This window comes from Streptomyces sp. NPDC054757, from assembly GCF_053612185.1.
Genome location: NZ_JBSHBW010000005.1, coordinates 192993 through 216738 on the forward strand (window position 1 = coordinate 192993; position 23746 = coordinate 216738).

The window sequence follows — 23746 nt, forward strand, 5'->3', positions numbered from 1 at the left end:
ACAGGCGCTGAGGCGCTGAGGCGCTGAGGCGCTGAGGCGCTGAGGCGCTGAGGCGACAGCATGCCAGCACGCCAGGCAACTCATCGAGGTGCTCGCCGAGTCCCCCGAACCGCTCATCACTCATATACCCAAACGGCATTCCCGACAGACTGAGCATGACGTGCTCAGCTGATTGTGCACTCGGCTCGCCGGACGCACCTCGGGGCTGGCCCTGACCCATACCAGCCGGGCTATTACCTGGAACCGACTTACGGCCGCGATCCAGTTCTTGAACCCCCGACCCCGGAATCACCCGCACTGAGGGCCCTTCCTTGCCTTGCGACCGACGTCAAGCATCTCCTGACGCCCGCAAAGCTCGCGGTATGCGCCGCCTATCAACACCGGTGCTACCCACACAAGACCTGCAGGGCGCCCTTGCTTCCTCAGAGATGAGCTGGGCAGATAAGAACATCCCGGGAGAAATCTCCTCATAGCAATCGGGACGGCGGTCGTCACGTGCCGCCCGTCCTCATGACCGCCGCAGGCCACTTCGGACCACTCATTGGAGATCTGCGCCCATGACCACCGGAATCCCCGCTGCTCTTTCCCTCGACGTTCTTTGGGGGACGGAACCGATCCGGGTAACCAACATTTCGCCCGAACTCCCTACAGACCCGACCGACACTCATGGCACGGCGGTGACCACCGCGGGCCGGTCCAATCCGGGCACCTGGCTGCCGGGCCCTTCGTGGGGGGCCATAGCACGCTCTACAACTCGACCCGAAGCGCTGGTAGTTCAGCTCCAGCCTGCGGCGGACGAGCCATCGGGTCTCCTGATGATCGAGAACGTCGAAGGGGCGACGCTGCGATCGGTGGTCACCCGCGTCCTGCTCAGCGAGCTCTTCCCAGGTCCCCAGCCTCGTACCGGCATGGAGGTCATGGAGGTGCCCGACCCGCAAGTCCAAGGAATCACCCATGAGGGCCGCCCCGCTGCGATCGTGCAATACCGCTACGAGAACCTCGCCCACCTTCGGAATCACGTGTGGCAGACCATCCACGCGACTCTGTCGCTCAACAGCTACGCGACCTCTATCCTCACACGATCCGTCACCCGCAACCTGATCACCCACCCCGTGGAGATCACCTTCGAGGACGGCGCGGACCCGATCCACGTTCTCGTTGTCCGTGACGGCATCACGCGACTCGCCAGCGCCTGGGCGGTACTGGCCGGGCACGGTGCCGATGCCGCCGAAGTGGCCAACCTGGCCGCAGAAGCACTGCTCGGCAGCGCTTCTGCGGCAGGGACTGCCGCAGGGCCCGGGCTCGAACAGCGACTGGCCACCGGCCGGGCTCGGTGGCGGCAGGAACTCAGGCAGGAGTTCCACAATGAGATGAAAGGGACGGCACCGGGGCTTCGGGCCGCTCAAATCGCCCAGTCCTACGTAGTTCCGGCACAGATCGCCGTCGGCGTAGAGGGACACGAGGGCCGCGTACTGTCTCCGGAGGACATCTTTGACGACGCCATTCGTTCCGTACTGGCTTCAGTGCACGTCGAGTTCATGCAGTGGGACGCAGCCGCCAAGAACATCGAGGTTGTCACCCGGGCCCTGAAGCGGATCATCCAGCAAGGCGATCCACGCTGGAACACAGCTGATCTCCAGTCGGTGTACGGCCTTGCCGTCGGCCGCATTCCCGTGGCCGAGCTTCCACAGGTCTTCGGAGGCGATCCGGCTGCTCCCGGGACCGCCCTGTGGCGTGGAATCTACCTGGTCAGCGCACTTACTCGGCCGGATCTCCTGGAGCTTCTCAAGGACCAGGCCAAGGCCATCAAAGGCGGCCAGCGAATGAGCATGAAGGGGTTTGGCGAACTGCTCGGCCCGATCATCGACCTGCCCTGGCGTGCGAAGAAGAAACTCGTCACCAAGCAGGCCCGAAATGCTTGGAACAACGGTGGTGTGCTGTCGACCGACGTCACCAAGGGCTGGACCCCACGGCCCGCCGACGACTTCACCGAGCTGATCGCACCGGCGATGGACGGCGACGACGACGCCCGCCTCACCCTGGCGGTGGCCGGCGGTATCGCGCTGATCGCCGACAAGCTCCTCACTAGGAACGTCGGCTCGTCGCTGGGGGGTAAGAAGGAGAAGGGCGGCGTCCCGTTCCGGCTGGACGTGAACAAGGTCATCGAAGGGCTCTCACGCCCGTCGAACGAACTCGGCCTGTGGACACTCGCGCTCGCCGCCAACACCTTCCGCAGTGAAGACCTGCCGCAGAACTCCGTGCCCAGGCAGAGCCTGACCGGCAAGGAGTCGGCAGCATCCGACGAACCGCCGTACGTGTACTTCAAAGTCGACCTTGACGCCCCAGACCACATCGCCCGCGACACCAATGGCGTGCCAATGCCCCTGTACGAATGGGATGTCGTCGTGGCCTCGGACCCGGAACGCGCGGCGCAGGCCGAATCGCCGACGTCGGCCGCGGATCCTGCGCCGGTTCGGGCTCCAGCGGTGCTCTCGTCGAACGGTGAGACGCCGCTGGCCAGCGGCGGTGCCTCCACCAGTGGCTCGTACGGCGAGGAGCCCGTCACCACGGACCCCGTGACGGCGCTGTTCCTGTACGGCGCCGCTCAGGGGACCGAGGATGCTTCACCCACCCTCCCCACCCAGGCTCCCCGCGCCGAGGACCCTCCGCCACCTCCCAGCCAGCGTGCCGCCGCACACCGCAGGACCCTCCATCTCGGGGTGCAGGGCGCCCGGGACGCCCTTGATCATCTGCACGCCCTTGAGCCGGAAGTCGGTGACCACACTCCGATCGTCCCGGCGGACCAGCTGAACGACCTGCACACGATGCTGGTCGGCATCCTGACCGACGTGGAGAACCTGCGGCGCAGGACCGCGGAGCACCATGCACCAGAGGGGAACGATCCGGAATCCGATGAGTCTCAGGAGACGTTCGTGGGCTGACCGGCGCGAACTTGTAGCTCAATTTCCCCACCCGAACAGTAAAACAGCAGGTCAGGACCGGTCCTGAGAGAGGCGGCCCGTTGGCCGGTCTGGCGGCTGTACGACACCGACGAGCAGCGGGGGCGAGCTCTGACCTGCCCCTGGTCCGGCGGGGCGCTCTGACTCCAGCTGTCCGGAGTTGCTCCGCCGGTTGCCGGGAGACCAGTTCCGGCCACCCCGCATCGCTTGTCGGAGCCGCCACGTAACCTCGCAGACATGGAGGAAGCCGCACTCGGCACCCAGCCGGAACCCGGCGACGTGCCCTCTGCACCCGACGACGACGAGACGCGCCGCCGCCTCGACGCGTACGCGTACCTCAGTGCGCCGGAGCGGCTGGAGTACCTCGCGATCATGCGGGTCTTCTGCGGCACCCTCCTGGCCGACCTGGCCGTCCCGGACGTGATGGCGAAGCTGCGCGAGGGGGGCGCGACCGCCGCCGGGCTCGACGCCGACCCCCTCACCGCGCGGCTGGAACAGCTGGTGAAGTGGGGGAACCTGCTGCACGGCAGCCACACCGTCAAGGCGTCCAGCATCACGGAGTACCAGCGTTCGCGGGCCCGCTACCAGCTGTCGCGGCTGGGCGAGCGCGTCCAGCGAGACGCCGACGGCGTGCTGGCCGAGGCCGACGCCGCCCGTGAGGTGAGCAACGAACTGCTCGCCCTCGTCGAGCGGGGGCTGCGGGAGCTGGCCGAGCGGGTCGCCGAACCGGGCGGCATCCCCCCGCAGGACGGGCTGGAGCGGGTCAGCACGTTGCTCGTACAGTTCACCGGGTTCGCGGACTCCGTACGGGACTTCTACGCCTATCTCGGCCAGGTGCTCGCCCGGTACGACCTGGACAGCGGCGAGTACCAGGGCTTCAAGGAACTCCTCCTGGACTACGTCGAGGCGATCACGGAGGACGTGTCCTTTCCCCCCGCATCTCGGCAGCCTTGGACACGCTCTGGCCCCGTCTCCCCGGCCTGCTGGAGCAGCTGGACGCGCACGCACAGGGGCTCGCCGGGCTGCCGGCGCAGAGCGAGGGCAGTACGGAGACCCGCGTGCAGCGCAGCCGGGGTCGCGAGTTCACGGACTGGGAAGGGCTGCGGGGTTGGTTCCAGGACACCGACGGGCAGGGCAGCCAGGTCGACCAGCTGCGCGACGCCACCTTGCGGGCCCTTCAGTCCCTGCTGGCCAACGCCAAGCGGATGCTGCGCTCGGCCACCGGCGAGATGTCGCGGCGTCGGGACCTGCTGCGGCTGGCCCGGTGGTTCGACGAGTCCGCGCCGCAGGACGCGCACGACATCGCCGTCGCCGCCTTCGGTCTGTACGGCGCCCGCCACCTGGGCATACCGCCCGCATCCGACGAGGTGGTGCCCGCCTACACCAGCTGGTGGACCGGCCCGGTGGTCGAGGTGCCGGTCGCGCTGCGCGAGAGGGGCAGCCGCGCCCAGCGGGGCCGGACAGCATCGGTGGAGGACCATTCCGCGCAGAAGGAACGACTGCGGGAGGCGGCGCGTCAGCGGGCCGCCGAGAGAAGCGCCGCCGCGGACGAGCTGTGCAGCGCGTCCGGCCGCTTCGACGGCGTACGGCTCACGTCGGCGGCACTCAGCCTGCTCCTGGAGCTGCTGGCCACGGCGCTCGGGAACGCGCAGCTCAGGCGCCACGCCCCAGCGGACGGGCAGGAGAGGCGGGGCTTCGGGCTGGACGCGGCGTGGAGCGAGGACATCGATCTGGGCATCCGGCTCACGGTGCACCGTACGACGGGAGCACGCACGCTTCTGCGCTCGGCCGACGGGGATCTGTTGCTGGACGACCTGGAGCCGGCAGTCCACAGGACGGCCGTCTCGGCGGAAGGAGCGGAGCCGACCGAGAGCGAGGCGCTTCCCACGCGGTCGCACGGCGCGTCCGTCGGCGGCAACGGGAGATGAGCGTCACATGACACTTCCCTCCGCCCACGACGTGGCTCTGGCCACCGAACGCCGCACCGCGGCACGGCTGTTGCTCGCCCGCCCGCTGGTCACATCGGACGGCCCGCACGCCGACCTCTTTCCGCTGGTCCGCAGGCACGCCGATTGGCTGGGCGGCCGGTTTCAGCAAGTGCTCGGCTACCGCCTCCTGGTCGACAGCTCCTACGCCCGGCTGTTCAAGGCCGGGCTCGGAGCCCGGTCGGGGCACTGGCTCGTACGATCCACCGGCATGCCCTTCACCCCGCACCTACGCGTGTCTGGCTCTGGCCCTGTCAGTGCTGGTCACCGCGCCGGAGCAGGTACTGCTGTCGCAGCTCGTCGCCGACATCCGGGCTGCGGCGGCCGACGCGGACATCGAGCTGGAGGAGACCGGACGAGCGGCCGGGAAGCGGACGCTGGTCGCGGCTCTGCGGCAGCTCGTCGAGTGGGGCGTCCTGATCGAGACCCACGGCCACGTGGGCGTCATCGCTCAGGAGGCCGACGGGGAGGCGCTGATCACGGTCGACCGGGAGCTCGCCCGTGTCATCGTGGCCGGACCGCTCGCCCAGTCGCGGGACGGCGCCGACCTGGTCCGGCGGGCGGCGGACCCGGGGTTCGGAGGACCGCGCACCTACGTGCGCCGGATGCTCGTCGAAACCCCTGTCGTCCACCTCGACGAACTGACCGACACCGAACGTGACTGGCTCCGCACCCGCCAGCGCCGGGAGGCCCAGGCGTTCCTCGAACTCCTGGGCCTGGAGACGGAGATCCGGGCCGAGGGAGTAGCCTGGTCGACCCCGAGGAGAAGCTGACCGATCTCCACCTGCCGGGGACGGGGACTGTCGCCCAGGCGGCGTTGCTACTGGTGGAGAGGCTGGTGCAGCGGCTCCGCCCGGCTGAACCCGGACATCCCGCGACCGGGGGTGTCCTCGTCGTCGGGGTCGCCGTTCCGGATGGTGTGGTGGATGAGCTGCTGGCCGGGCTGATCGCCGAGTACGGGCAGCGCAGCAACTGGCAGCGCGGTTACCTCGAAGACCCCGACGCCCTGCGCGAAGCCGTGCTGGGCCTGCTCTCCCGCATGCGCTTGATCGCCCCGGCCGGCCCGCTGCGATCCGAGGGAGCGGGGCTGCCGGAGGAGTACGCCGACGAGCTGCCGGAGGGACGCCAGGTCACCGACGTCCGGGCGGCCCGCCCCAGCGGCGGCGAGGGCTGGGTCCTGCTCGCCCCAGCGGCCCGTTACGCCACCCAGGTCACCGTGCCGACGACGGGCGGACGGAACAAATCCACCGAAGCACAGCAGGAGTTGCCGCTATGACCGCCGATGCTCGTGGTCTCGTTCCCCTTCCGCGTTCAGGTCACACAGAGGCGGCGCGTACGCGCTTCCGGCTGCACCGGGCGGGCATCCAGAACGTCTGGCAGTACGACGAGCAGGAGTTCGCCTTCGGCGACGGACGGCTGCTGCTGCTGCGCGGCAAGAACGGGGCGGGCAAGTCCAAGGCCCTGGAGATGCTGCTCCCGTACCTCTTGGACGGTGACTCCCGGGCCCTCGACGCCACCGGTACCGGGCGGACGACGCTCGCCTGGCTGATGCTGGACGGCTTCGAGCAGACCAACCGCCTCGGCTATCTGTGGGTGGAATTCCGAGGGACGGACGCGGCCGGCGACCACCGCTGTCTGACGCTCGGCGCCGCGATCCGCGCCTCGAAGTCGGCGCAGAAGGCTGTGCCGACCTTCTTCGTCACCCCGCTGCGCGTCGGCGAGGACCTGCACCTGGTCGAAGCGGGCAAACCCCTTGCCGTCGACCGGCTCAAGGAGATCGTCGGCTCCGGCAACACGACGGACCGAGCGGCGGAACACCGTGCCCGCGTGGCCCGGGAACTCTTCGGGATCACGGACGCGACTCGCTACCGCAACCTCACCCAGCTCCTGCACCGGCTGCGGCGGCCCACGGTCGGGGACCGCATCGAGCACGGCGGTCTGGCCGTCCTGCTGAGCGAGACCCTGCCCGGACTCGACGAGGACGTGGTCGAGAAGGTGGCGCGCAACCTCCACGATCTGGACACCGTGCGGGCCGAACTGGGGCGCCTGGAACGTACCGACGCGGCCTTCGCACCTTCCTCTCCGACTATCGCCGCTACCTCGCCGGAGTCCTGCGCTCCGCGGCGAGGGACGTGCGCCGGGAACTCGACACGCTCTCCGAGCGCCGCCGGAACGCCGGGGACGCCGCCCAGCAGACGAGCGTCCTGAGGGAACGTGAGAAGGAATCGGAGGAGGGACTGAGGACACTCCGCGAGGAGGAGGAGTCCGCCCGGACCGAACTCGCCGCCCTGCACGACAGCCACGCCTACCGCAGCCTGCACGAGCTGTCGGAGCGCCGCAGCACGGTGGAAGCCCTGCACACCGCGGCCATGACCGCCTTCGCCGCGTTGCGCGGCGCGCACGAGGCGGAGGAGAGCGCGGCCGAACGGCTGGACGAGGGCGGCCAGGAGTTGGGCGCCCGGCTCACCGAACTGGCCACGGAGCACCGGGAGCTACTGGCACAGGCAGAGCGGGCGGTACTTCCCGCCGCGCATCTCGGCGAGGCTGTCGCACTGCCGCACACCGTCCGTTCCTCGTCGACGCAGATGGAGTTGACCGGCCCGGACGGGGAATCGCAGACCGTACGGCACCGACCTGTGGTGAGGGTGGACCTGGCGACGACGGAGGCCGGACTGCGGTCCTGGCAGCAGCAGCTGGGGGCCGCGAGACCGTCGTACGGAACCGGCAGCGGATGGTGCAGGAGGTGGCCCGCCTCTCCTCGCTGGCCGACCAGGCTCGTGGCAGTGCGATGCGGGCCGACGAGATGCGGGAACGGCTGGAGGGCGAGGCGGAGGAGGCCGCTGACCGTCTCGAAGTCAGCCGGCAGAAGGTCGCTGAGGAGAGCCGGGAGTACGCTGACGAGGTCGCCGCATGGGTGCGCGAGACGCGGACCGCAGCGGGGCCCGAGTGCCCGCCGCTGGACGCCGTCCTCTCCGAAGTGGCCTGCGCGGCCGACTCCGACGCGGCGTTCTCCTCCCGCACGCTCCCGGCCGGCATCGACACCCACGCGCGGCAGACGGCACATCTGGCTCTTGAGCCGTACGCGGACGCCCTCACCCGGCATCGCGACACCCTGGCGGTCGGCGTCGGCCGACTCGGGGAGGAGATGGACCGCCTGGCGGAGGAGAGGCGGGCTTGGGAGCGCCGTACGGACCCGGAGCCTCCGGCCCCGTACCACCGAAGCGTGGGGCGAGACCCTGCCAACGGGGCGCCGTTCTACCGGTTGGTGGACTTCGCCGATCACCTGACCGCCGACGACCGGTCCGGTCTGGAGGCGGCGCTGGAGGCGAGTGGCCTTCTCGACGCGGTGGTCAGCACGGGCGGCGCCCTTCTCGACCCGCTCTCCGGGGACACCCTTCTCGACGCGGCTCCGGCCCACGACCCGCTGCCGGTGGCACAGACCCTCGCCTCAGCCCTGCGACCGGTCGCGCAGCCGGACAGCGGCATCACATCTGACCAGGTGGAGCACTTGTTGTCAGCCATCGTGCTCGCACCGGCCACGAGGACGACGGACGGGGGGACGGCGACCGCGAGTGCGGTCCACTTCGACGGTAGCTGGCGACTGGGAGCCCTCCGCGGGCAGCACCACAAACGCGCCGCCGAGTACGTGGGCGCAGCGGTGCGGGCCGAGACCCGGCGGAGGGCACTGGCCGAGCTGGAAGACCGGCTCGGCCAGGTGGAAGGACAGTTGACCGAAGCCCGTACCGTGCTCGCCGCAGCCGATTCCCGGCGACGGGCCCTGACGCGAGCGGAACACGGCTTCCCTCGGGCGCAGCGGCTCTCCGACGCCTGGAACACCCATGCCTCGGAGGAGAGGGCAGCGCGAGCGCTGTCCGCCAAGGCGGCCGAGGCGGCACGCCAGGCGGAGGAGGCCCGCGCCCTGGCTGTTTCGGCGCGCTCCGAGGCGGACGCCACCGCGACCGCCCATGACCTGCCCACCGACGCCGTCGCACTGGACCGTGTGCGCACCGCCCTGGCCTCGCTGCTCACCGGCGTCGGCCACCTGCGCAGGGCGGTCAACGGTACGGTTGCCCGGCTCAGCGGAAGCCAGGCGGACGACCGGCGGTACGCGGGGGCCCGCGAGAAGCGGACGGAGGCGGAAGAGGGCTACCGGCTCCGCCACCGACAACTACTCACCGCTCAGCAGGATCTACGGGCCCGGGAGGCCGCCGTCGGATCATCCGAGGAGAAGATCCTCGCCGACGAACAAGCGGCCAAGGACCGTATCGCCAATGCCGTGGGTGCCATCCCGTCGAGGGAGCGCGCGTACGATCCAGTCCCGCTCCGATGACGATCTCCGGGCGGCTGAGAGCGCCGCGCAGTGTGCGGCCGGTCTCGATCACGGTTGCTTCCTGGTCCGCCAGTTCCTCGTGCAGGCGCCCCTCCTTCTCCTCCGCCCGCACGCGCTGGTCGCGCAGCCCGCTGGTCTGCACCTCCGGCAGCGCCGCGACGGTGGTCCTCACCCTTCTCGACGCCCTCGCCTCTGGCGACTGCCGCTTCGCCTACCACGGCGCACGACCGCGACGTCGTGCGAACCGTGGTCGTCGAGCAGGCGGCACACCTTGATGCCCTCGTGCTCGTCGAGCTGGCCTGAGCCCGAGCCCCGCGGCCGAAGTCCGCAGGCGTTCGTCGCCCGAAAGGTGTGGCACCGGAAGCGGCCGTACGCACGCTTCAGCAGGCCGTCCAGGTGCTCGACATGCTGCTTGACCCCGCCTACCGCATGCGGTAGGCGCCTCACCTGTTCCATGTGCGCGGAATGTCGCAGCTCCCGCTGGGACGCCTTCTCATGTACACGGTCCTCGTGTGAACAAATCGCTGTGTCCCCGGAAGCCGTATCCGTAGGGTTCCCGTATGGACGACCCCGTGATCACTGCCCGTGCATTGGTGCTCGATCGGTTTCCCGGTGTTCGGGCGGCCTTTCTTGCCGGGAGTGTGCTGACCGAGCGCCGGACGCCCCACTCCGATCTGGACATCGTGGTCCTCCTCGACGGGCCGCCCGCGCCCGGTCGGGAGAACCTCGTGTACCGCGGCTGGCCGGTGGAGTTGTTTGTGCAGACCCCGGATGTCTGGCACCGCTTCGCCGAAGAGGAGACCGCGAAACGGAATTCGCCGTTGCTCTCCATGTGTTCCGAAGGGTTGCTTCTGGTGGACGAGGGCGGGGACGGGGGCGGGCTGGGGGCTTCGCTTCAGGCCGAGGCGCGGGAGCGGTGGGCGGCGGGGCCGGCGCCGTTCTCGGAAGCGGAGCGGGAGTACCAGCGGTACATCCTGACCGATCTGATGGACGACCTTCGTGGCTGCGCGGATCCTGCCGAGCGGGTGCACCTGGTCGCGCACATGCTGCAGCGGGCGTCGGAGCTGGTCCTGCTGGTGGGCGGGCACTGGCTCGGCAGCGGCAAGTGGTTGTCTCGGCGGCTGGCCGCGGCCGATCCCGGGTTGCATCGCGCGCTCACCGAAGCCGTCGTGCCGGCCGTCGCCGGGGAAACGAGCGCCTTCGCCGCGGCTGTGACAGAGGTGCTGGAGAGAGCGGGCGGGCCGCTGTGGGACGGGTACGCCGTCCGGTGAGGCGGTCAGTCGGTGCCGGTCAGTCGGTGAGGTGGTCAGTCGGTGCCGGTGGGCGGGTGAGCCGGTGCGCCGGTAGACCGGTGCGTCAGTGAGCCAGTGGGCGGGTGAGCCCATGTGTCAGTGAGGCGGACGCCCCCCGGCCCCGCCTCGCCGTTCGGTACCGGTCCCTCCCCTGTGGGGACCGGTACCGAACGCGGGCAGCATGGGTCCGCGGCGTGCCGGCGCGGCGGTGTGGATCGTCGAGGAAGGGCGGGCCCGTGGTCGGTGCGGCAGCGGTCCGGGCGGGACGCGCTTCACGGGTTCGCGGGGGTCAGTCGGCGCGACGGCCGGTGTCCGTTCGTGGATTCGGTGGAATGTGACCGAGAACAGATGGCGTCATGACGGGTCTCTCCGAGCGCTGTGCTGGTAGTCCGGCCGGGCGCCGCACGGGCGGTGCGCTGCTGGGTCGTGATCCTGCCAGCTACGGCTGTCGCGGTGGGCGGTCCGGGGTCCGGTTCGAGGACTCACCGCAGGTCAGCCGGATAAGCTGACTTTTCCGGTCCGGACGATCAGGTACGGGATTCAGGTACGGGGATCAGGTGCGGGGGAAGTGAGGGGTGGAGACCTTGAGTTCCGACTCAGGGGCGCGCACAGCCTTGGCGGAACGTCTCGCGCTGCTGTACAAGGAGGCCGGCAATCCTCCCCTCAAGAGCGTGTCCGATGCGGTCGTCCGGCTCCAGCGGCTCGACGAACGCGGTCGGCCCGTACGGGTTTCCGCCCAGCGGATCAGCGACTGGCGGCGGGCCAGGAACGTTCCCGCCCAGTTCGTCGCCCTCGCGGCCGTCCTGCACGTACTGATTCCCCAGGCGCGGCGTGCGCAGCCCGCGCCCGTCTCCGCCGGGCTGTACGACCTGGCGCAGTGGCAGCGTCTGTGGGAGCGGGCGGTGGCCGACCCGGTCGGCGACGGCCCGGCCGCACCCGCGGTGGAGGAGCGGCGGCGCCCTTCGGGCGAGGCCGCGGACGTACCGGGTGGGGTCTGCCCCTACCGGGGGCTGGCTCCGTACCGTCAGCAGGACGCCCGGTGGTTCTTCGGCCGGGAGCGGAGCAGGGACGCCCTCCTCGCTCAGCTCCGGGCGACGGAGACCACGGGAGGGCTGGTCATGCTCGTGGGGGCCTCGGGGTCGGGGAAGTCCTCCCTCCTGAACGCCGGACTGGTGCCCGCACTGCGGAACGGGGCACTGCGGAACGGTGTACCCGCTGCGGGCGGTGGCGGGAGCCGGGCGGGGGCGGTCCTTCAGCTCGTCCCGGGCGGGGATCCGCTCGCGGAGCTGACGCGCCGGATCCCTGAGCTTGCGTACCTCGTCCCGGACAGGGATACGGACAGGGAAGGGGACAGGGATAGGGAAGGGGGCGGGGACGGTACGTCCGACACCGCGCCCGCCACCGCACCGGACCCGGACCCGGACCAGAAACCGGTCAACTCCCCTGCACCGGACCCGGACCAGAAACCGATCAACTCCCCCGTACCGCCCCAGAAGACCGCCAACTCTGCCCCCGCCCCCGTACCGCCCCCGCCCCCCACCCCCGGCACCCCCCGGTTCGCCCGGGCCGCGCGGGAGGCCGTTGCCGCGTGGGTGGAGCGTGCGGGGGCCGGCTCCGGGCGGCCGGTGGTCATCGTGGACCAGTTCGAGGAGGCGTTCACCCTCTGCTCCGACGAGGGGAGCAGGCGCGTCTTCGTCCAGCTCCTCCACGCCGTCTGCACGGCCGCCGGACCCGACGAGCCCGCCCCCGTACGTGTGGTGCTCGGTATACGTGCCGACTTCTACGAGCAGTGCCTGGGCCATCCCGAGCTGGCCGACGCGCTGCAGCACCGGCATATGGTGCTCGGGCCGCTGACCACCGCGGAGTTGCGCGAGGCGGTGACCAGTCCGGCGAGGGCCGTGGGTCTGGAGCTGGAACCCGGGCTCGCGGAGCTGATCGTGCGGGAGGTCAGCGCCGGCAGTTCCCGGGGAGGCGGGACGCACGCGGGGGTGCTGCCGCTCCTCTCCCACGCCCTGCTCGCCACCTGGCAGCGGCGGACGGCGGGGCGGCTGACGCTCGCCGGTTACAGCGCCGCGGGCGGGATCCAGGGAGCGGTCGCGGCGACCGCGGAGCGCGCCTGGTCCGGTCTCGGGCCGGCGGCCCGTACGGCCGCGCGACTGCTCCTCCTGCGGCTGGTCCGGCTGGGCGAGGACACCCAGGCGACCCGGCGGCGGGAGACACGGCGCCAGCTGGCCGACGAATCGACCGACCCCGACCGGACGGAGGAGTCGCTCGAAGCGCTGGTGCACGCCCGGCTGGTGACGCTCGACGCGGAGACCGTCGAGATCACCCATGAGGCGCTGCTCCACGCCTGGCCGCGCCTGCGCGAATGGATCGACGAGGACCGGAACGACAACCTGCTCCGTCAGCAGCTGGAGGAGGACGGCCGGGCCTGGGAGGCCGCGGAGCGCGATACGTCGCTGCTCTACCGGGGCTCCCGTCTGGAACAGGCCCGGGGCTGGGCGAAGTCGGCCGGTGACACCTTCCTCACCCGCAGCGCGGTGGATTTCCTGGCCGCGTCGGCCCGGCTGCGCAGACGTACGGTCCTGATCAGCCGTGGTGCGGTGTCGGCTCTCGTCGTACTGGCGTTGCTGGCCGTCGGTTCGGCGGTGCTCGCATGGCAGCAGCGGGACGACGCCGTGTTCGAGCAGGTGGTCGCCGAAGCCGACCGCGTCCAGTACACCGATCCCTCGCTGGCCGCCCAGCTCGACCTGGTGGCCCACCATCTGCGGCCGGGCGATGAGGCCACCGACAACCGGCTGGTCTCGATCGTCAACGCACCGCTGGCCACACCACTGCTCGGGCACACCGGCGCCGTCTACCTCACCTCGTTCAGTCCGGACGGGCGGACCCTGGCCACGGCGAGCTACGACCGGACCGTCCGGCTGTGGGACGTGCGCGACCCGACCCGGCCCGCCCCGCTCGGCGACCCCCTCACCGGCCATACGAGCTGGGTGAGCAGCGCCGTGTTCAGCCCGGACGGCCACACCCTCGCCAGTTCGTCGGACGACGGCACGATCCGGCTGTGGAACGTGACCGACCCCCGGCACCCGGAGCCGATCGGCACCCCGCTGACCGGCCACGGCGGTACGGCGTACCTCCTCGCCTTCAGCCCCGACGGCCGCACCCTCGCATCGGCCAATGAGGACCACACCGTGAAGCTCTGGGACGTGGAGACCCCCGCCCGGCCGAAGGCGGTGGCTTCCCTGAGAGGTCACACCGCCGCCGTGCGTTCGGTGGCGTTCAGCCCCGACGGCCGGACGCTGGCGGCCGGCGGCGACGACGGCACGGTCCGGCTCTGGAACACGGCCGATCCGCACCGTCCGGCCGCGGTCCACCGGGTGCTGCGCGGCCACACCGGCACGGTGCACTCCGTGGCCTTCAGCCCCGACGGCCGCACGCTCGCCAGCGGCGGCTCCGACGACACCGTCCGGCTCTGGAACGTGGCCGACCCGAGCCGGGCCGGTGCGCTCGGCGCCCCGCTGACCGGGCATACGGGCCCCGTCTGGTCGGTGGCCTTCAGCCCCGACGGCACCATGCTCGCCGCCGGGAGCGCCGACAGCACGGCGAGCCTGTGGAACGTCGGCAACCCCGCGTACCCGTCGCAGGTCGGCGAGGATCTGGCCGGGAGCAGCGGTGAGATGTACGCGGTCGGCTTCAGCCCCGACGGACGGACCCTCGCCACCGGGAGCGGCGACAACAAGGTGCGCCTCTGGTCGATCCCGACGTCGGACATGGCGGGCAGCATCGGCACTTTCCGCCCGGACGGCCGGGTGCTCGCCACGGCCGCGCGCGACGGCAAGGTCCGGCTGTGGAACGTGGCTTCTCCGCGGCAGCCCGCGCTGCTGGGCAGGGCGTTCACGTCCGGGCGGGGGGATCCGCGTTCGCTCGTCTTCTCGCCGGACGGCCGCACCCTCGCGGTGCTTTCCGGGAACCGCGCGGTGCAGCTGTGGAACGTCACCGACCCGCGAAGGCCTGTCCCCTGCGGTCCGGCGATCGCCCTGCGGGCCCGGTTCGCGGGCCCGTACGCGCTGGCCTACAGCCCGGACGGCCGCACGCTGGCCACCGCGCTCGACGACCGCACCGTACGGCTGTGGAACGTCGGGGACCCGGCCCGCCCCGTTCCGCTCGGTGCGCCGCTCACCGGTCACCGGGGCTACGTCAACGCCTTCGTCTTCAGCCCGGACGGACGGACTCTGGCCAGCGGCAGCGCCGACGGCACGATCCGGCTCTGGAACGTGTCCGACCCACGCCGTGCCACACCACTCGGCAAGCCTCTCAGGGGTCATCTGGGCCCGGTCAACGCGCTGGCGTACAGCCCCGACGGCCGCACGCTCGCCAGTGGCAGCGACGACGGGACGGTCCGGCTCTGGGATGTCACGGCCCCCCGAAGGGCGACCCGGCCCGGCGCCACGCTCACCGGGCACACCGAGGCGGTCGTGTCACTGACGTTCAGCCGGAACGGGCACACGCTGGCGAGCGGCGGCAACGACGACACGGTCCGGCTCTGGAACGTCGCCGTCCCGTCGGAGGCCGTGCCGATCGGCCAGTCGCTGAGCCCGAACGCCAAGACGGGCAACTTCCTTTCGTTCAGCCCCCACAGCCATCTGCTCGGAGTGTCGAGCGGCGCCGGCACGGTCCGGCTCTGGGATCTGGACGCGGACCAGGCGATCAGCCGCATCTGCTCGGTCACCCGGGGGGTCCTGACCCGGGAGAAATGGCATGAGTACCTGCCGCGGCTGTCGTACGAACCGCCGTGCGGTCGGTGACGGGTCCGGGGTTCCATCCGGGGCCGCCCGCGTGGTTCCACCCGGGGCCATCCACGTGATCTCCATCACAACTCCCCGCCGCCGCCGAGCAGTTCTCCCACTGCACAACCGCCCTTGTTACTGTGGGGAATAGCCCGATCGCTGGTGCATCCCCCGTCGCCAGCGATCGGGCGCTTTCATGCCCTGCGGCCCTGAGCGGCCGGGGCTCCCGCGCGGCAGGCCGCGCCCTCCCGTTCGCCGCGCCGTGCTGACCCTTCCTCCTGCTCGTCAAGTCCTCTTGAGGAGTCATAGGGTGAGGGCGTCGCGTCAAGAGAACGGTGGACACCAGTGGCGAAGGCGTACGAGCGGATCGCGGATGAGCTGAGGCAGTCCATCCGCACGGGCCGGCTGCGGCCCGGCGACCGGCTGCCCGCGGAGACCCGGCTCGCGGAACAGGCCGGCCGCAGTGTGCCCACGGTGCGGGACGCCCTGCGTCTGCTGCAGGCCGAGGGGCTGATCGAGAAGGTGCACGGCCGCGGCAACTTCGTCCGCCGGGCCCGCACCCCGGTACGGCGGTCCAACTCCCGCCACCAGTGGGAGAAGGACCGGGCACGCCAGTCCATGGAGCAGCGGCTGCGGACCGGCGCCACGGAGCACGACACCGGCCTCGCGGTCGACGACCTCGTCTTCCACGCCGCGTACCGGGAGACCACGGCGGACGCGGACATCGCGGAGGCCATGGGGGTGGCGGAGGGCACCGAGCTGATCGAGCGCTCGTACCGGACGCGCTACCGGGCCGAGCGCGCGCCCTTCAACCTGGTCACCTCCCATCTCGTACGGGAGCTGGTGGCCGGGAACCCGGATCTGCTGGACGAGTCGAAGGAGCCCTGGCCCGGGGGCACCTGGAACCAGCTCGCCACGGTGGGCATCGAGATCGTCCGCGTCGAGGAACGGATCACCGCCCGGCCTCCCACCGCCGAGGAGGCGGAGGAGCTGGACCTCCCGCCGGGAACGGCCGTCGTCGATCTCCGCAAGACGTCGTTCGACACCGCGGACCGCGCCGTGGAGATGTCGTACATCACGCTGCCCGGCGACCGTACGGAAATGTTCTTCACCACTCACTTGGAAAGGTGGTGAGTGCCGTGCGTCGGCGCATCATCATCGTCACCGCCGTCCACGCCCCGGCGGCTCCGTTCCTGCCCGATGCCTATCAGTCGCTCCGCGCACAGGAGTTGCCCGAGGGGTGGGAGTGGCACTGGGTGATCCAGGAGGACGGCGTCGGCCCCGATGTCGGCCCGTACGTACCGGACGACGAGCGGGTGACCTTCCGGCAGGGCCGGGCCGGGGGTCCGGGTGTGGCCAGGACCATGGCACTCGCCCATGCGGAGGGCGAGTACGTCAAGGTCCTCGACGCCGACGACCAGTTGCCGCCGGGCGCACTGGCCCGCGATCTGGCCGCGCTCGAAGAGCACCCGGACATCGGCTGGGCGACCTCACGCGTGCTCGACCTGCTCCCCGACGGCACCACCGTCGGCTTCGAGGGCGACCCCGCCCCCGGGCCGGTCGAGCGCGGCGCCGTGCTCGCCTACTGGAAGGCCAACGACTACCGGGCGCAGGTCCACCCGGCGACCCTCTTCGTCCGGCGTGATCTGCTCCTCGCGCTGGGCTGCTGGATGGCTCTGCCGGCCTCGGAGGACACGGGGCTGCTGCTCGCCATGAACGCGGTCAGCCGGGGCTGGTTCTCGTCCGATGTCGGCCTCTGGTACCGCAAGTGGCCGGGGCAGGCGACGAGTCAGGCGACCCACACCGACACGGCCGAGCGCGATACGCGGATGGCGGTCGTCGAAGCCAGGGCGCGGGCGCTGGAGCTCTTCCAGTGGCACTGGCCGGCGGGGGGCGGCGCCTGACGGGGCCCCGGTTCCCCGGTCGGCCCCGGGTGGCCCCGGTCGGCCCCGGCCCCGGGTGGCCCCGCGCCACCGGACGGCTCCGGGTGGCCGGGGCGCGGGTCAGCTCCGGGTGGCCGGGGCGCGGGACCGCTCAGGGCAGGGCCGGGGCGTCGGCCGGGGCCGCTCAGGGCAGGGCCGGGGCGTCGGCCGGGACCGCTCTCACCGCAGCACTTCGGCGTCGGTCCGGGAGAAGACGAGGTCGCTCTCGCCGGTGACCGGCCCGCGCCACCGGACGGGAGCCAGGGCGGGCCGGCGCAGGGCCGCGGCATAGCTCTCGGGGGTGTAGTCGTTGGCCAGCCGGTAGACGTGGAAGCCGTGTCCCCGCATCGTCTCCAGCAGCTCATCGACCGAGTCCCCCAGCTGCGCCATCCGGTCGGGGGTGACCTCCACGGTGATCTCGGCATCGGGGCGCAGCGAGCCCAGGACGGGAGCCAGGCCCCGTACGACGCTGCCCTCCGCCCCCTCCACATCGACCTTGATCACCCGGGCCGTCGTGATCTCGTCCGGGCGCAGGACCTCCGCCAGCGGGAGTGCTTCGATGTCGAAGACGGACTCGGCGCTTCCGTCGTAGGGGACGATGCTGTTCGCGCCCATGTTGTGCGAGCTGGCCAGGACGAAGGTCAGCAGCTTGCGGGTGTCGGCGACGGCCGTGTTCACCGCGCGGATATTGCCGCACCCGTTGAGCCGCGCCTGCTGCAGCAGCCTCCGGTGGAAGACGGGTGACGCCTCGACGGCCACCACCCGGCCGCTGCCGCCGACCGCACGCGAGGCGAGCACGCTGAAGTAGCCGATGTTGGCACCGACGTCGACGAAGGTGTCCCCGGGGCGGAGCCTGCCCGTCAGCCAGTGGGTCATGTTCGGCTCCCAGCAGCCGAACAGATACAGGTAACGCTGGATCAGGTCTTGGGTGTCGAGGGCGAACCGGGCGCCCGACCGGTCCTCGGACACCCGCCGTCGGGGATGGTCCCGCAGCCGCGGACTGAGGTACCGGCCGGCCAGCCACTCCTTGCCGAGGGAGCCGGGGGCGTCGCGCAGATACCGGCGGCCGAGGGTGACCAGCGCCTCCGAAGCCGAGCCCCAGGCCAGGCTCCGGGCCGTGTCTCCGGCCGTACCCCTGTCCCTGGCCGTGTCCCTGGCCGTGTCCCTGGCCGTGTCCCTCATCCGTTCGCCTCTCCCCGGGGTGCCGCCACCCCCGAACCGTAACGCCGCGGGGCCACCGGGCGCCGAGGGGACCGGTGTTGATGAGGCCGGCCGCCCCCAGCGCTCCGCCGCGGTACGCCCGGGTCAGCCGGTGGCGGCCGCCCGGTCCCGGTCGAACGGCAGGTCCAGCATACGAATGGCGTTGCCCCGCAGCAGCTTGTAGGCGACCTCGTCGGAGAGCCCCGCCATGTGGTCGGCCGCCACCTGCTTGGTGTGCGGCCAGGTCGAGTCGACGTGCGGGTAGTCCGTCTCGAACGTCGCGTTGTTCACGCCCACCGTCTCGATGGCCTCCACGCCGTGCTTGTCGCGGAAGAAGCAGCAGAAGATCTGCCGGTAGTAGTACGTCGAGGGCGGCTCCGGGATCAGGTCCTTGACCCCGCCCCACGCCCGGTGCTCCTCCCAGACGTCGTCGGCTCGCTCCAGGGCGTACGGGATCCAGCCCATCTGGCCTTCGCTGTACGCCAGTTTGAGCCGGGGGAACTTCACCAGCACCCCGGAGAAGAGGAAGTCCATCATCGACGCCATCGCGTTGTTGAAGGAGAGCGATGCCTGTACGGCGGGCGGGGCGTCCGGGGACGCGGCGGGCATCTGCGACGAGGAACCGATGTGCATGTTCACCACGGTCCCCGTCTCCTCGCAGGCGGCGAAGAACGGGTCCCAGTAGCCGGAGTGGATCGACGGCAGCCCCAGATAGGTGGGGATCTCGCTGAACGTCACGGCCCTGACCCCGCGGGCCGCGTTCCGCCTGATCTCCGCCACCGCCAGATCGATGTCCCAGAGCGGGATCAGGCAGAGCGGGATCAGCCGGCCGCCGCTGTCACCGCACCATTCCTCGACCATCCAGTCGTTGTAGGCGCGGACACAGGCCAGGCCGACCTCCTTGTCCTTGGCCTCGGCGAAGGTCTGGCCGCAGAAGCGCGGGAAGGTCGGGAAGCAGAGCGACGCCTCGACGTGGTTGAGGTCCATGTCCTTGAGCCGCTCGGCCGGATCCCAGCATCCGCGCCGCATCTGCTCACGGGTGATCCCGTCGAGTGTCATCTCGTCCCGCGAGAAGCCGACGGCCGCGATGATCCGCTTGTACGGGAAGATCTCCCCCTCGTACCGCCACCAGTCGGTGACCTGCCCCTCCGGGTCGGTGGTGAACCGGTACTTGCCGCCGACGTACGCCAGTTCCCCGATCCCGGCGGTGAAGGGCTTGGGCCCCAGGTCCCGGTACTTGCGCGGCAGCCATGTCTCGAAGAGGTGCGCAGGCTCGATCACGTGATCGTCCACGCTGATCACCCTGGGCAGTTCGGTGGCGCCGTTCTGACTGCTCATCATTCGTTTCCCCTCAGCTACCTGCCAGTTTGCCGAACGTAATCTGACGACCCGTCAGCTCAAGGGTACGGACACACTTCGGCACCGACAAGCGGTCACACCGAACTCACCCCTTGCGGGATCGCATCCCCTCCACCGAAACTGACGACCCATCAGCTTTGCGACCGGCAGGAGCGCCCCATGCAGACGATGTGGCTCAGCGGAGCCGAATGGTTCGCCGTACTGCGGATCGGGCTCGGGCTGTGGTGGCTGGAGAGCTGGCGCCACAAGGACAAGAAGACCTGGTTCGGCGGCGGCGGTGTCACCTGGGCGGCCGGGATAGCCGCCGAACACCGCTGGTCGTTCGTGCGCAGCGGCTTCGAACGGACAGTGAAGCCGAACCCCCGGCTCATGGCGTACATCGTCGCCTACGCGGAACTGGCGCTCGGCCTCGGTCTGATCGTGGGCTTCCTGACACCGGTCGCGCTCGTGGCCGGGCTGCTGCTCAACCTGATCTATCTGGTGCTCATGATCCACGACTGGGCCGAGCAGGGACAGAACCTGATGATGATGCTGGTCTCGGCCGTGGGGCTGTTCGCCATGTGCTGGCAGTCCTGGTCGGTGGACAGCTCATGGGGGCTGTTCCTGCGGTAGCCCGCCGCCACGCCGGTCGGAGGCCGATCGGAGTCCTCACCAAATGAGCAATCCCGAGCAATGGCGGCTCGGTACTGCCCATCGATTGCGCGTCCGAGGACAGTGGAAGGTGACCCCCGATGCCTCCGCGAGGACCTCCATGCAGTCGCCCCACCTGTCGTCCCTGTCCCCCGAAGACGCCCTGAAAGCCAGTCGGTCCCTGGTGGCCCGGCGCAGAGGCGTCCCGATGCTGGTGTCCCTGCGCGCGGCCGCCTCACCCCGCAACGATCCGGACGGTGCCCACCGGAGTGACGCCTACCGGGCCTCCGCGTCCGACGCCGCACTCGCCGCGGACTTCGAGCACTTCCACACACGGCTCGCACCGGGCGCCGGGTCCGGGGAGTCGGCCGTCATCGCCTCGCTCCAGGCGCTCGCCTACGCCCATCTGGGCGTCGGGCGCCCCGCTCCGCCGTCACCGGCGACGGACGCCGTCACCCCGGTACCGCTCTCCGACGACCACACGGTCAGCGCCGCCGGTACCGCGGCGGACCTGCGCACTGGACACTTCCTCCGCGTGGTCAACTACCACAACACGCCGCCGAGCTGGAAGGACGAGCTGGTCCGGGAACTGCGCGGCTACGCACAGGACTTCGCGTCGGTCGGCGCCGGGGACCTGGAGAGCTTCGCGGAGACCGGGGCCTGGCACGGCGAGCGGCCCGGCCTGCTGCCCGTCTTCTACGAGGGTTACCGGGACAACTACGCGATCGCGGCGGCCGCCTGCGACGAGGCGGGCGTCACCGGCTGGTTCTTCGTCTGCACGGAGTTCGTGGACACCCTCGCCGAGGAGCAGTACGACTATGCACTCGCCCATCGGATCAAGCTGGTCGACGAGGACCGGCGAGGACAGCGCACCGCCATGAGCTGGGACGAGATCGCCGATCTGCACCGGCGCGGCCATGTGGTCACCCCGCACACCGCGTCCCACGCCCTCGCGCGCACCACTGTCACCCCGGCGGACATCGCGCGCGAGGTGTCGGAGCCGAAGAGGCTGATGGACCTGGCCACCGGCGGCTCCGCCCCGGCCACCGCGTGGCTGGAGGGCACCGGCTTCACCGGAGGGAACGCTGCCGACCGCGCGCTGGCGGAGGCCGGTTACCGCTTCGTGTTCGGCAACACCATGGTGCAGCGGCTGCCGCGGTGACACACAGGAAGGCCGCCCCCTGTCGCCCGGAGGCGTCGGAGGGCGGCCTTCGCGAGACCCTCGTACAGACCTTCGCGCACCTTCCCCAGACCTTCGCGCAGGCGGGAGGCGGCCGGCCCGTTCAGCCGAGGTACTGGATCATCGTGTTCCCGAACTGGTAGCGGTAGCCGGCCTCGCGCAGCGCCGCGTCCACGACCGGGTTCGCCCCGAAGGGCGTTCCCCAGAGGAATGCCGTGGCGGGCGCGGACTGGCCGGTCACCTCGTCCATGCGCCGCTTGGGTGCGAAGATCTCGCGTTCGAGCTCCTCGTCGGTGTTCAGGGAGGCCGCCTCCGCGTGGTTCGCCGTGTGCGGAGTCACGACATGGCGGCGGCTGAGGGCGGCGACATCGTCCCACGTCATGGCGAGCCGGTCGCCGTCGCGGTCCTCCTCCACCAGGTCGATGTTGTGGGCGTTGGCGTACGCGTACTGCTGGGCGACCGGTACGTCGAGGAAGGCGGTACAGATGAAGAACCAGGCGGTCAGGCCCATCTCTTCGGCGAGCGGGCCGGCCACCTCCGCGTTGTTGCGGTACCCCTCGTAGAAGACCGGGATGACCCCCGGCCGGTCCTTGTGCCACCGGCCGGTGGACCGGAAGAGGTCGAGGTCGCCCAGGGTGACCGGGGCGAAGTGGTCGGCGAGTTCCCTCAGTTCGCCCCGGATCTTCCCGGTGTCCGCGTGCGGGGTGTTGTGGTAGTTCACCACCCGGATGTACTGGCCGGAGCGGAGGGCCTTCTCCTGTGCGGAGAAGGAAGGCAGGAGGGAGGGGCCGGTCGTCACTTCGATGTTTCCTTCCGGGCGGTCTCGTCGGCGGGCGTGAAGTGCGCCGCGCCCATGACCTGGAGAACTTCGATCAGGGCGGGCTCCGCGTCGTCGGCGGCATCCGGCGCGAGGACCTCCCGGTAGTGGCGCAGCAGTCCGGCGAGGTGCGCTCCGGCCGGATCCGGCCGCTGGTCTTCGCCGGAGCCGGCCGGAGCGGGACCGGGCCGCTGAAGGGTGAGGAACATGGGGATCCCCTCGCGTTCCAGTACGCGCCGGCCGAGCTCGGTCAGCAGTGTGCGGGGGTCGGGAACCGGTGGGACCGGGTGGTCGGATGCGGTCATGGTCGTACTCCTGTGACGTCGTGGATGTCGAGGACGGGATGCCGGTGCGGTGGGCGCGGCGTGGTGGTCATACGGCGTCCGGTGCAGGGGCCGAAGCGGGGTCCGGCACGGGGGCGAGCAGCCGCAGCAGCGCGCTGACGGCGTCCGTCACCGCCTCGCGTCCGGCCCCCAGATACCGGCGCGGGTCCACTCCGTCCCGGGAGCCGAGATCCGCGCGGACCGCCTCGGTGAAGGCCGTGTTCAGATGCGTACCGAAGTTGATCTTCCTCATGCCGCCGCTGACGGCCGCGGTGAGAGCGCTGTCCGGCACTCCGGACGAGCCGTGCAGCACGAGCGGTACGCCGACGGCGTCCCGCAGCCGTCCGATCAGCTCCTGGTCGAGGGAGGCGGTCCGGGTGGTCATGGCGTGCGAGCTCCCGACCGCCACCGCGAGGGCGTCGATCCCGGTCGCCGTCACATACTCCGCGGCCTCGGCCGGATCGGTGCGCGCGGTCGCCGAGTGGACGCCGTCCTTGCCGCCGATCTCGCCCAGTTCGGCCTCGACCCATATCCCGTCGGTGTGCAGACGGCCGGCCACGTCCGCCGTACGCGCGACGTTCTCCGTGTGCGGCAGCCGTGAGGCGTCGAACATCACCGAGCCGCACTCCAGCTCGTTTGCGCGCAGGGCCAGTTCCGCGTCCTCGACATGATCCAGATGCAGGGCCAGCGGCGTCCCGCACCGCCGGGCCACCGCCGCACAGGCGGCCAGCAAGGGGGCGGGATCGCCGTGGTGGTAGCGGACGGCGTTGTGGCTGACGGCGAGCACGGCCGGCGCGGAGGTCCGCTCGCAGGCACGTGCCACGGCCTCGGCGTGCTCAAGGGTGATGACGTTGAAGGCGAGTACGGCCGACGCGGTGCGCACGGCCTCCTCCACGAGGGCGGCCGTGGGGACAAGAGGCATGGGGTTCCTTTCCGGGGCGGGGAGGACGGCGTGGTC

General features: G+C 70.9%; 17 protein-coding genes and 2 pseudogenes. 13 read left to right on the top strand and 6 right to left on the bottom strand.

Translation table 11 applies throughout. From position 1 onward, the window contains the following. The first annotated feature begins 815 nt into the window (after positions 1 to 815). From ACWGKJ_RS09620 to ACWGKJ_RS09640, 5 genes and pseudogenes are all read left to right on the top strand, one after another. A complete protein-coding gene (locus tag ACWGKJ_RS09620) occupies positions 816 to 2942 on the top strand; it encodes a hypothetical protein (protein WP_385020332.1) in 2127 nt (708 codons plus the stop codon). Between the two features lie 390 nt (positions 2943 to 3332). Beyond that, positions 3333 to 3824, top strand: a pseudogene (locus ACWGKJ_RS09625) (DUF2397 family protein); the annotation flags it as partial. Between the two features lie 86 nt (positions 3825 to 3910). Continuing rightward, positions 3911 to 4888, top strand: a complete 978-nt coding sequence (locus ACWGKJ_RS09630) for a DUF2397 family protein (RefSeq protein ID WP_385020385.1) — start codon at positions 3911 to 3913, stop codon at positions 4886 to 4888. 121 nt (positions 4889 to 5009) lie between these two features. Then, positions 5010 to 6221 (top strand): annotated as a pseudogene (locus ACWGKJ_RS09635) (TIGR02678 family protein); the annotation flags it as partial. Next, complete coding sequence (locus ACWGKJ_RS09640) at positions 6218 to 7153, top strand: hypothetical protein (RefSeq protein WP_385020329.1); 936 nt, start codon at positions 6218 to 6220, stop codon at positions 7151 to 7153. The pseudogene ACWGKJ_RS09635 and the gene ACWGKJ_RS09640, both read left to right, overlap by 4 nt. A gap of 97 nt (positions 7154 to 7250) precedes the next feature. Here the strand turns inward: ACWGKJ_RS09640 and ACWGKJ_RS09645 are convergent, their stop codons facing one another. After that, positions 7251 to 7424 carry a hypothetical protein gene (locus ACWGKJ_RS09645; protein ID WP_385020326.1) on the bottom strand — a complete coding sequence of 58 codons (174 nt, stop codon included), beginning with the start codon at positions 7422 to 7424 and terminating at the stop codon, positions 7251 to 7253. Between the two features lie 252 nt (positions 7425 to 7676). Between ACWGKJ_RS09645 and ACWGKJ_RS09650 the strand changes: the two genes are divergently transcribed. The 6 genes from ACWGKJ_RS09650 (at position 7677) to ACWGKJ_RS09675 (ending at position 17261) form a co-directional block, all read left to right on the top strand. Next, the gene (locus ACWGKJ_RS09650; protein WP_385020322.1) at positions 7677 to 9275 is read left to right on the top strand and encodes a hypothetical protein; all 1599 of its coding nucleotides are present in this window, start codon (positions 7677 to 7679) and stop codon (positions 9273 to 9275) included. Next, positions 9272 to 9550, top strand: coding sequence for a DUF2399 domain-containing protein (locus tag ACWGKJ_RS09655; protein ID WP_385020319.1), 279 nt, complete (start codon positions 9272 to 9274; stop codon positions 9548 to 9550). The genes ACWGKJ_RS09650 and ACWGKJ_RS09655 overlap by 4 nt, the downstream gene beginning before the upstream one ends. A 285-nt stretch (positions 9551 to 9835) precedes the next feature. Next, positions 9836 to 10546: a nucleotidyltransferase domain-containing protein gene (locus tag ACWGKJ_RS09660; RefSeq protein WP_385020316.1), complete on the top strand. Its 711-nt coding sequence runs from the start codon at positions 9836 to 9838 to the stop codon at positions 10544 to 10546. A gap of 596 nt (positions 10547 to 11142) precedes the next feature. Continuing rightward, positions 11143 to 15375, top strand: coding sequence for an nSTAND1 domain-containing NTPase (locus ACWGKJ_RS09665; protein WP_385020313.1), 4233 nt, complete (start codon positions 11143 to 11145; stop codon positions 15373 to 15375). 327 nt (positions 15376 to 15702) lie between these two features. Beyond that, a complete protein-coding gene (locus ACWGKJ_RS09670; protein WP_385020310.1) occupies positions 15703 to 16491 on the top strand; it encodes a GntR family transcriptional regulator in 789 nt (262 codons plus the stop codon). A 5-nt stretch (positions 16492 to 16496) separates the two neighbouring features. After that, on the top strand, positions 16497 to 17261 hold the full coding sequence (locus ACWGKJ_RS09675) for a glycosyltransferase family 2 protein (protein ID WP_385020307.1): 765 nt from the start codon (positions 16497 to 16499) through the stop codon (positions 17259 to 17261). 198 nt (positions 17262 to 17459) lie between these two features. Here the strand turns inward: ACWGKJ_RS09675 and ACWGKJ_RS09680 are convergent, their stop codons facing one another. After that, positions 17460 to 18335: an FkbM family methyltransferase gene (locus tag ACWGKJ_RS09680; RefSeq protein ID WP_385020382.1), complete on the bottom strand. Its 876-nt coding sequence runs from the start codon at positions 18333 to 18335 to the stop codon at positions 17460 to 17462. A gap of 249 nt (positions 18336 to 18584) precedes the next feature. Further along, entirely contained in the window at positions 18585 to 19817 is a 1233-nt protein-coding gene (locus ACWGKJ_RS09685) for an amidohydrolase family protein (RefSeq protein ID WP_385020305.1), read from the bottom strand. A gap of 180 nt (positions 19818 to 19997) precedes the next feature. On the opposite strand from ACWGKJ_RS09685, the gene ACWGKJ_RS09690 reads away from it, so the two are divergent. Then, positions 19998 to 20450: a DoxX family protein gene (locus tag ACWGKJ_RS09690; RefSeq protein WP_385020302.1), complete on the top strand. Its 453-nt coding sequence runs from the start codon at positions 19998 to 20000 to the stop codon at positions 20448 to 20450. Positions 20451 to 20589: 139 nt separating this feature from the next. Further along, positions 20590 to 21630 (top strand): polysaccharide deacetylase family protein, encoded by a 1041-nt coding sequence (locus tag ACWGKJ_RS09695; RefSeq protein WP_385020299.1) that lies wholly within the window; start codon positions 20590 to 20592, stop codon positions 21628 to 21630. A gap of 121 nt (positions 21631 to 21751) precedes the next feature. Here the strand turns inward: ACWGKJ_RS09695 and ACWGKJ_RS09700 are convergent, their stop codons facing one another. The 3 genes from ACWGKJ_RS09700 to ACWGKJ_RS09710 form a co-directional block, all read right to left on the bottom strand. After that, positions 21752 to 22447 carry a polysaccharide deacetylase family protein gene (locus tag ACWGKJ_RS09700; RefSeq protein WP_385020296.1) on the bottom strand — a complete coding sequence of 232 codons (696 nt, stop codon included), beginning with the start codon at positions 22445 to 22447 and terminating at the stop codon, positions 21752 to 21754. After that, positions 22444 to 22770, bottom strand: a complete 327-nt coding sequence (locus ACWGKJ_RS09705; RefSeq protein ID WP_385020293.1) for a hypothetical protein — start codon at positions 22768 to 22770, stop codon at positions 22444 to 22446. The genes ACWGKJ_RS09700 and ACWGKJ_RS09705 overlap by 4 nt, the downstream gene beginning before the upstream one ends. A gap of 67 nt (positions 22771 to 22837) precedes the next feature. Beyond that, a complete protein-coding gene (locus ACWGKJ_RS09710) occupies positions 22838 to 23710 on the bottom strand; it encodes a class II fructose-bisphosphate aldolase (RefSeq protein ID WP_385020290.1) in 873 nt (290 codons plus the stop codon). Positions 23711 to 23746: the final 36 nt, after the last annotated feature.

Bases quoted from the DNA above. Each gene is read 5' to 3' on its own strand.
- ACWGKJ_RS09655 (WP_385020319.1), top strand. From the start codon at position 9,272: ATGACGATCTCCGGGCGGCTGAGAGCGCCGCGCAGTGTGCGGCCGGTC.
- ACWGKJ_RS09650 (WP_385020322.1), top strand. From the start codon at position 7,677: ATGGTGCAGGAGGTGGCCCGCCTCTCCTCGCTGGCCGACCAGGCTCGT.
- ACWGKJ_RS09660 (WP_385020316.1), top strand. From the start codon at position 9,836: ATGGACGACCCCGTGATCACTGCCCGTGCATTGGTGCTCGATCGGTTT.
- ACWGKJ_RS09640 (WP_385020329.1), top strand. From the start codon at position 6,218: ATGACCGCCGATGCTCGTGGTCTCGTTCCCCTTCCGCGTTCAGGTCAC.
- ACWGKJ_RS09685 (WP_385020305.1), bottom strand. From the start codon at position 19,817: ATGAGCAGTCAGAACGGCGCCACCGAACTGCCCAGGGTGATCAGCGTG.
- ACWGKJ_RS09695 (WP_385020299.1), top strand. From the start codon at position 20,590: ATGCAGTCGCCCCACCTGTCGTCCCTGTCCCCCGAAGACGCCCTGAAA.
- ACWGKJ_RS09705 (WP_385020293.1), bottom strand. From the start codon at position 22,770: ATGACCGCATCCGACCACCCGGTCCCACCGGTTCCCGACCCCCGCACA.
- ACWGKJ_RS09620 (WP_385020332.1), top strand. From the start codon at position 816: ATGATCGAGAACGTCGAAGGGGCGACGCTGCGATCGGTGGTCACCCGC.
- ACWGKJ_RS09690 (WP_385020302.1), top strand. From the start codon at position 19,998: ATGCAGACGATGTGGCTCAGCGGAGCCGAATGGTTCGCCGTACTGCGG.
- ACWGKJ_RS09710 (WP_385020290.1), bottom strand. From the start codon at position 23,710: ATGCCTCTTGTCCCCACGGCCGCCCTCGTGGAGGAGGCCGTGCGCACC.